At 36.5% G+C, this 8,565-nt stretch carries 9 protein-coding genes; all 9 read left to right on the top strand.

Going from position 1 to position 8,565, the window contains the following annotated elements; genetic code table 11:
* The first annotated feature begins 295 nt into the window (after window positions 1-295).
* Window positions 296-778 carry a type II CAAX prenyl endopeptidase Rce1 family protein gene (locus B2X72_RS26685; protein WP_376747593.1) on the top strand — a complete coding sequence of 161 codons (483 nt, stop codon included), beginning with the start codon at window positions 296-298 and terminating at the stop codon, window positions 776-778.
* 462 nt (window positions 779-1,240) lie between these two features.
* On the top strand, window positions 1,241-2,347 hold the full coding sequence (locus B2X72_RS18125; protein ID WP_145329983.1) for a hypothetical protein: 1,107 nt from the start codon (window positions 1,241-1,243) through the stop codon (window positions 2,345-2,347).
* Window positions 2,348-2,441: 94 nt separating this feature from the next.
* A complete protein-coding gene (locus tag B2X72_RS18120) occupies window positions 2,442-2,573 on the top strand; it encodes a hypothetical protein (RefSeq protein WP_286850963.1) in 132 nt (43 codons plus the stop codon).
* A gap of 73 nt (window positions 2,574-2,646) precedes the next feature.
* Window positions 2,647-3,759, top strand: coding sequence for a hypothetical protein (locus B2X72_RS18115; RefSeq protein WP_286775307.1), 1,113 nt, complete (start codon window positions 2,647-2,649; stop codon window positions 3,757-3,759).
* Window positions 3,760-4,113: 354 nt separating this feature from the next.
* Window positions 4,114-4,557, top strand: coding sequence for a 50S ribosomal protein L11 (gene rplK / locus B2X72_RS18110; RefSeq protein WP_286775308.1), 444 nt, complete (start codon window positions 4,114-4,116; stop codon window positions 4,555-4,557).
* 22 nt (window positions 4,558-4,579) lie between these two features.
* Window positions 4,580-5,278: a 50S ribosomal protein L1 gene (gene rplA / locus B2X72_RS18105; RefSeq protein ID WP_046672240.1), complete on the top strand. Its 699-nt coding sequence runs from the start codon at window positions 4,580-4,582 to the stop codon at window positions 5,276-5,278.
* Between the two features lie 2 nt (window positions 5,279-5,280).
* Window positions 5,281-5,799, top strand: a complete 519-nt coding sequence (rplJ, locus tag B2X72_RS18100) for a 50S ribosomal protein L10 (RefSeq protein ID WP_046672239.1) — start codon at window positions 5,281-5,283, stop codon at window positions 5,797-5,799.
* Window positions 5,800-5,877: 78 nt separating this feature from the next.
* Window positions 5,878-6,255 carry a 50S ribosomal protein L7/L12 gene (rplL, locus tag B2X72_RS18095; RefSeq protein ID WP_002992785.1) on the top strand — a complete coding sequence of 126 codons (378 nt, stop codon included), beginning with the start codon at window positions 5,878-5,880 and terminating at the stop codon, window positions 6,253-6,255.
* 168 nt (window positions 6,256-6,423) lie between these two features.
* Window positions 6,424-8,565, top strand: a 2,142-nt coding sequence (gene rpoB, locus B2X72_RS18090) for a DNA-directed RNA polymerase subunit beta (protein ID WP_286850962.1), incomplete at its 3' end; no start/stop codon positions are given.

The raw sequence follows: 8,565 nt of genomic DNA, 5'->3' as shown, positions 1-8,565 counted from the left end.
TGCGAAGCAAGGTTTCAAATCTATAAAGTTTGGAATTATTTGGAAAATGCTCACCCCATATGCTCATTGCAAAGAACCGTTACGGGTAAGACCTTATATGTTAGGTGTAGTTATGCCTTAAAGTTTTAATTTATAACTTATGAAGTCGCTTAAGATCACTATCTAAAATGAAAAACGGACAATTTACGATGTGAAAATTGTCCGTTTTAGCTGGTTAAATTATTCTTTCATAACTTACTGTTGTAAAGGTTTATCCATATAGACTTATCATACAGTTTCATCAAAAAGGAAATACATGTCAAAATATATAAATCGATTGTTGAAATTACCTGTGCTTTATTTATATACTCTTATGATAGTTTCTTATCTGAGTATTGATGTTTTGTGTCACGTAATACTTATTGATTTATTCAAGTTTGAATCGGTTTCAAATGCGGTAACTCGAGATCAAAGTATATTGAAAATATTCATATATGCACTAATTTTAGGGCCATTTTTTGAGACATTACTATTTCAATTTATACCCGTAAAACTTCTGTCTACATATGTTTTTTTTAAAAAGAAAAAAATATGGATAGTTTTAATTTCTGCCCTTCTTTTCGCTTTGACTCATTTATATAGCTCTTATTATTTCATTTATACTTTTTTGATGGGTATAAATTTAGTCTTATTCTTTTTTATTATGGAGTTTAAGAATAAAGGTTCAGGACTTTGGCATACCACATTGCTACATGCTATTATTAATCTAATGGTTTTTATCCATAAATATTTTAGATAAGAAAATTTTGGCGTGCAGTAATCGATTTCCAAAAAAATAGTCGAAATTGATGGGGGATAAGCTACATTGTACATTTTATAATGGTGTTTCTGATTGGAGCCAAAATGTTGCTATATTTGAGCGAAATCTAAATAGTTGAGCTTTATAAAAGATGTATGCTACGAACAAAGTAAAGTTAACAGAATTCTGAATATAAACTGGATAACGATTATTCCGAATTTGATCAAAGATCAGGGTTGCTTTATTACTGTGTGAGCTGGACACCTCTCTGGTGAAAAGGGCTTGATCTGGTTACTTAGAGCAACAGGTTATAGCTTGATAGTAATTGATTTTATCTATGGATTGGGTTTACATCTATTGGTGAGCTTTATAGCCGTTCTCATGAAAATATAGGTATAAAAATAATGAGTTGCGCTACAGGCATGGCCAATATAGTAGCCTTTTAGTAGGTTGACTATGCATATGAAACTAAAATTTACATTTATTCTGATCTGTTTGTTAGCCGGGCTATTATGCAAAGCGCAGATACAGTTTGTCGGCGCTCAGAATAAGTTGCCAATTCCCTCATTAAATATTTACAATGAAAAAGGGACATTGATTGGATTTACAGATAAAACTGGTGTAACTCAGTTTCTCGATAATGGAGTGAAGAAGCAAAAACTACCATTAGCAGTTACGGTACAACATATCTCCTATGAAAACAAAACCTTTTCATTAGTATCGCTGGACGATAAACAACTATATTTTTTGGAGTCAAGACCTCAAGTCTTAAAAGAAGTCACTGTTACGGCAAAGCCAAAAGAAGTCGTGGTATTGAAAGGGTATTTCCGCTCCCTAGAGACATTTGATCATCAGTATAAGTATTTTTCGGACGGAATTGTAGAGTTTTATATTCCGTTGAAGAAGGGTAAACCTAAATATAGATTGATTGATTATCGTGTGTTTGTAGATTCTATTGTCGCTAAGGATTATAATGCAAAAATGCGATCTTTCTTCCAGATTCCTAGGATTACGGAAATAGATAATAGAAAATTAGCGGATCGATTAAATGATCTCGTTAAGGAAAACGATACGTCTAGCCGTATTCGCTTGTTGAAAAAAGGAAATGAGGTAGGGCACCTGACGACAGATGCTGATCGAAGTAATGTTCAATTGTATTTGGATAAGGTGTTGCCAGATACTGTAGTGAATGAAAAACTTTTTAGCCTAGAGGCGAAGACGTTTCACGAGGTTACAATTGAAAATTATAATGCAACCGAATTAAACAGCATGACGCCTTTCAATTTAACAGCCCTTTACCAAAATATTGTTGCGTCTTTAAAACGCAAAAAGGAATACGGCCATATCCCTTGTGAGATACTTAATGAATTTTATGTCATGGAGAATGGGTATATAACGGAAGAGGAATATAAATCTAATCAAAAGGGCTTGACGAAGAGTATTTACACAACGCTCCAAAAAAGCAATTATAAGACACGATTTTGGGAGAAGTTGGAAGACTATCATATTCCAGCGATCAACGATGGACTGGTAAAACAACTTGGTGAAAATCTCCAATTGATTAATTGATATTTAACGGTAATTTGTCGCTATGTAACCACAGGTTGTGGTACAACTATATCATAATGTCTATTTTTGGGACAATAGTTAAATCTAAATAATTATGGAAATTAAGAAACTTTTAAAATTTGCAGCAGTAGTAGTGGTGCTCGCTCTCATCGTTTATGTCATCATGAATAGTAGCGCCTTTATTGATGCATTTAATGAAGGGTATAATAGGACCAGAAATAAATAAGTAGAATTATAGAAGATTATTGGATACTGTTAATCCCTAATTAATTAATAAAGGCCAAATAAAAAGGACTGAAATGAAATTTGAAATAAGAATAGGATTTATTATCGGGATATTAACGATGATTTCTGTCTTGGCCAATGCACAAATTAAAGTCATTGATAGCCTAACACAGGAACCTATAAGTGGTGTCAATCTGTATGCGGATAACGGTAGCTTACTTGGTGCAACAAATATAGCCGGAGAAGTTGTGTTGGATTCGTTGAAACAGGAAAAAACCGTGAATCTAACTTTTCAGCATGTTGCCTATAGTAGCTTGATGGTGCCTTTTTCGGAAGTAAAGACGATGGGCAAGATCAAAATAGTTCCCCGATCAATTAAGATTGATGAGGTAGCGATAGGCGATCGGAGTAAGGCTGACTATGTTGTTTTAAAAGGGTATTTTCGGAACCTTGCTTTACTTAATGATAAGATGGGATATTTTGTCGATGGCATAATTTCGTATTATATTCCACTAAAGAATAAGAAAGAAAAGGTTCGGTTTATTCTGAAGGGGTACCGCATTTTTGAAAATAAAGGTGCTACGCAAGATCTCGCAGATAAGATGGGAACTTTTTTTTCCTATAATCCAAGCGTGATCAATCTTAAAAACACTTCGATCGCCTATCAGTTGCCGAAAGGATTTCGGTTGGAGAAGGATAAAGGTCGGCGGTTTATAAAACAAGGGAGTACAAACATGGGCTTTGTACAAGTTTCCAACGAGGGAAAAGGGCAGGTATATCTAAATCGGGTAGCGCCGGGTACCTCAATTGACCGAAAGATATTTAAAATACAGGGCCGTCAACATAGTGGCGTAACGATAGAAACGTATGCGCATGTAACTCCGGATAATTTAACAATGGATCATTTGGTCAGTGTCGTGAGGTCAGCTGTCGCTAGCGTTAAGAAAAAGAGCCAAGCTGAAAATATGCCGATAGAGTCATCTGATGAATTTTATGTGCTTGAAAAGGAGTATATCTCCACAAATCAATTTACTGAATACAAAAAGCAATTTGCAAAAAGTATATTTCTGAAAGGAAGCAGTGATTATCAGCGCACCTATTGGAATGATCTCGATAGCTACGGAATCCCCGCTTTGCCTAAAGGGATTAAAGATCAATTGGGAAATATTTTAAAAATTAAAGAGTAGCCTTATCGGAGCTTACCATCGAATTATCAAAAATTGAAACCTAACCCGATGAAATACATGCTATATACGTTGGTTATTAGTGTTTTTTTTATTGTATTTGTAAATAGTTTTGATGGCTTTTATGCTCGGGGTGAATAGAGAGGTCGGTGATATATTTGAAAAATAAACGAATGGATGCCAGCTTTTTAAAAAAAGTATAAATTCCTGAAAAATTAAAAGTTAGATACTTGCAGGATTCAAATCTTCTTATTAACTTTGCACCTCGGTTGGGGTGTTACGTCCTGGCCGATGAATGTTACGTTATTTGCTTCCAACTTACTAACAGACATTTAACAAAATTAAATTCAAAACAAAATGGCAAAAGAAGTCAGTGCGTTAGTAAAATTACAAGTTAAGGGCGGAGCTGCGAATCCTTCACCTCCAGTAGGACCTGCATTAGGTGCTAAAGGTGTGAATATCATGGATTTCTGTAAGCAGTTTAACGCTCGTACGCAAGACAAACCAGGTCAAATATTGCCTGTTGTCATTACAGTTTACGCTGATAAATCATTTGATTTTATCATCAAGACTCCACCGGTAGCAGTTCAGTTGAAAGACGCTGCGAAATTAAAAAGTGGATCTGGCGAGCCTAACCGTAAAAAAGTTGCGGCTATCACTTGGGAACAAGTTGAGACAATCGCTAAAGATAAAATGCCTGATTTAAATGCATTTACTGTAGAGGCTGCTATGAAAATGGTAGCTGGTACAGCACGTAGTATGGGTATTACTGTATCAGGTAATGCTCCTTGGAACAATTAATTAAGAAATCAATTTAAGAAAAGTGGCTAGATTAACAAAAAATCAAAAAGCGGCACTATCCAAAATTGAAGCTGGTAAAGCATACTCTTTGAAAGAAGCTTCGGCTTTAGTTAAAGAAATCTCATTGACCAAATTTGATGCTTCTGTGGATATCGACGTTCGTTTGGGCGTAGATCCTCGTAAAGCAAATCAAATGGTTCGTGGTATTGCAACATTACCTCACGGTACTGGTAAAACTGTTCGTGTTTTAGTTTTATGTACTCCTGATAAGGAAGAAGAAGCTAAAGCGGCAGGTGCAGACTACGTAGGTTTAGATGATTACATCAGCAAAATTGAAGGTGGTTGGACTGACGTTGATATCATTATTACTATGCCTAGTGTTATGGCTAAAGTTGGTAAATTGGGTCGTATTTTAGGTCCAAGAAACTTGATGCCTAACCCTAAAACTGGTACAGTTACAACAGAAGTTGGTAAAGCTGTAACAGATGTAAAAGGTGGTAAGATCGATTTCAAAGTTGACAAAACCGGTATCATCCATACTTCTATTGGTAAAGCGTCGTTCGATGCAGATAAGATATATGATAACGCACTAGAGGTATTACAAACTCTAGCTCGTTTGAAACCATCTGCAGCTAAAGGAACTTACTTTAAAAGTATTCACATTTCCTCAACTATGAGTCCTGGTATTCATATTGAGACTAAATCAGTAGCAGGTATTTAATCATGAGAAAAGAAGAAAAACAAGAAATTGTTCTAGCTTTGGCCGAACAGATTAAATCTTACGGTAACTTCTACATTACCGATACTGCTGAGTTGTCAGTTGAAAAAGTGAATAACATTCGTCGTAAATGTTTTGAACAAGGCATCGAGATTAAAGCTGTAAAAAACACTTTAATCAAGAAAGCATTAATCGAAGCTGGTGTTGATGAAGAAGAAATCTTTGGAACGCTTAAAGGAGCGTCTACAATGATGTTTTCAGAAGTCGCTAATGCGCCTGCGAAATTAATCAAAGAATTGCGTAAATCAGGTGAAAAACCGTTGTTAAAAGCGGCTTTCATTGAAGCAACTGCATTCGTTGGAGATAATCAATTAACTGCATTAGTTAATCTTAAATCTAAAAACGAACTTATTGCGGACGTTATCGCAGCCTTGGAATCTCCTGCGAAAAATGTTATTTCAGCTCTTCAATCAGGAGGAAATACTGTTGCAGGTTTAGTAAAAGCTTTAGAAGAAAGAGGTTAACGAATCCTCTAGAACAGAAACATTCGTTACAATTTAATTAACAATTTTTATAAAGTACATTCAAAAATTCAAAATAAAATGGCAGATTTAAAACAACTTGCTGAACAGTTAGTTAACTTAACAGTAAAAGAAGTTAAAGAATTAGCTGATATCTTAAAAGACGAGTATGGCATCGAGCCTGCTGCTGCTGCTGTTGCTGTAGCTGCTGCTCCAGCTGAAGGTGGTGCTGCTGCTGCAGAAGAGAAAACTTCATTTGACGTTATCTTGAAAGAAGCTGGTGGTCAAAAATTAGCTGTAGTTAAATTGGTTAAAGATTTAGCTGGATTAGGCTTGAAAGAAGCTAAAGATTTAGTTGACGGAGCACCTAAAGAATTAAAAGCTGGTGTATCTAAAGACGAAGCAGAAGCTTTGAAAAAACAATTAGAAGAAGCTGGTGCTGTTGTTGAGATTAAATAATCTCAACTAATTAGCCCGAAAAGGTTTAGACTCTGACGATTTTTCGTCAGAGTCTATTCCTATTTATATCAATACGCCACTATGCTGTGTATATGCTGGGCACAGTGGAAAGGTGGTTTACAGCATAAGTGTAAGCGCAGTTTTTTTAAAACTAAAATTCATATTCCCTTGGCAAACAATAATATTCAACAAGAAAGAATAAACTTTGCGACAAGTAAGAAAGTATTGGAATATCCAGATTTCTTAGATGTGCAATTGGAATCTTTCAAGGAGTTTTTTCAATTAGAAACTACTTCTGACAACCGCCATCAGGAAGGGCTGTTCAAGGTATTCTCGGAAAACTTCCCTATTTCTGATTCAAGAAACATTTTTGTGCTAGAGTTTTTGGATTATTTCATTGATCCACCACGTTATGATATCCAAGAGTGTATCGAGCGCGGCTTGACTTATAGCGTTCCTTTAAAGGCTAAGTTAAAGTTATCTTGTAATGATGAAGAACACGAAGATTTCGAAACTATTGTTCAGGATGTATATTTAGGGACTATCCCTTATATGACTCCTAAAGGTACTTTCGTGGTAAATGGTGCAGAGCGTGTCATCGTATCGCAATTACACCGTTCACCAGGCGTTTTCTTTGGTCAAAGTAGACACACAAATGGTACTAAACTTTATTCTGCAAGGGTAATTCCTTTCAAAGGATCTTGGATCGAATTTGCAACTGACGTAAATAACGTCATGTATGCGTACATCGACCGTAAAAAGAAATTCCCAGTTACGACCTTATTGCGTGCTATCGGTTACGATTCGGATAAAGATATCTTAGAATTGTTCGATTTAGCGGATGAAGTAAAAGTTAGTAAATCTGGTCTTAAAAAATATGTTGGTCGTCGTCTTGCGGCTAGGGTATTGAAAAAATGGGTAGAAGATTTCGTGGATGAGGATACAGGTGAAGTTGTATCTATCGACCGTAACGAAATTATCCTTGAGCGTGAAACTGTTCTAGAAGAAGATCACATTGATTTGATTATCGAAGCTGGCGTTAAGTCTATTATCTTAGCGAAAGATGATGAATCAAACAATGCGGACTATTCTATTATATATAACACTTTACAAAAAGATACGTCCAACTCAGAAAAAGAAGCGGTAGAACATATCTATCGTCAATTGCGTAACGCTGAACCACCAGATGAGGAAACTGCTCGTGGTATCATCGATCGTTTATTCTTCTCTGACAAACGTTACGATTTAGGTGATGTAGGTCGTTACCGTATCAATCGTAAGTTGAAGTTGGGAACTCCGGACGATACGAAAGTATTAACCCGTGAGGATATCATTGCGATTGTGAAGTATTTGATCAATTTGATCAACTCTAAAGCTGAAGTAGATGATATTGACCACTTGTCAAACCGTCGTGTACGTACTGTAGGTGAACAATTATATGCTCAATTTGGTGTAGGTCTATCTCGTATGGCCCGTACAATCCGTGAGCGTATGAACATTCGTGATAATGAGGTGTTTACGCCGACCGATTTGATTAATGCTCGTACACTTTCGTCCGTAATCAATTCGTTCTTTGGTACAAACCAGTTGTCTCAGTTCATGGACCAGACTAATCCTCTTGCTGAAATTACGCATAAGCGTCGTTTGTCAGCTTTAGGTCCAGGTGGTCTTTCTCGTGAGCGTGCAGGTTTCGAGGTTCGTGACGTTCACTATACACACTACGGTCGTCTTTGTACAATTGAAACTCCTGAGGGTCCAAACATCGGTTTGATCTCCTCATTGGCTGTACATGCGAAAATTAACCACTTAGGATTTATCGAGACTCCTTACCGTAAGGTAAAAGATGGGGTTGTTGTGGTTGACGAGCCAGTCGTATATTTATCTGCTGAGGATGAAGATGGTAAAACAATCGCACAAGCGAATGCTTTGTATGATGACAAAGGTAATTTCGAAGATGCGAAAGTGAAAGCCAGATATGAGGGTGACTTCCCAATTATCGAGCCTAATATGCTTGATTATATGGACGTTGCTCCAAACCAAATTACATCTATTGCGGCTTCATTAATTCCTTTCTTGGAACATGATGATGCCAACCGTGCATTGATGGGATCGAACATGCAACGTCAGGCCGTGCCTGTATTGCGTCCACAAGCTCCTATCGTAGGTACTGGTCTTGAAGGTCGTGTAGCGAAAGATTCACGTACATTGATCAATGCGGAAGGTCATGGTGTAGTAGAATATGTAGATGCTGATGAAATCAAAATCCGTTACGACAGAAACGACGATGATCGTCTTGTATCATTCGATGAT

It is taken from the genome of Sphingobacterium sp. UBA7253 (genome assembly GCF_002472745.1).
In the GTDB taxonomy this organism is placed as follows: domain Bacteria; phylum Bacteroidota; class Bacteroidia; order Sphingobacteriales; family Sphingobacteriaceae; genus Sphingobacterium; species Sphingobacterium siyangense.
The sequence above is the reverse complement of the archived record's forward strand: the minus strand, read 5'-3'. Positions and strand labels throughout refer to the sequence as shown.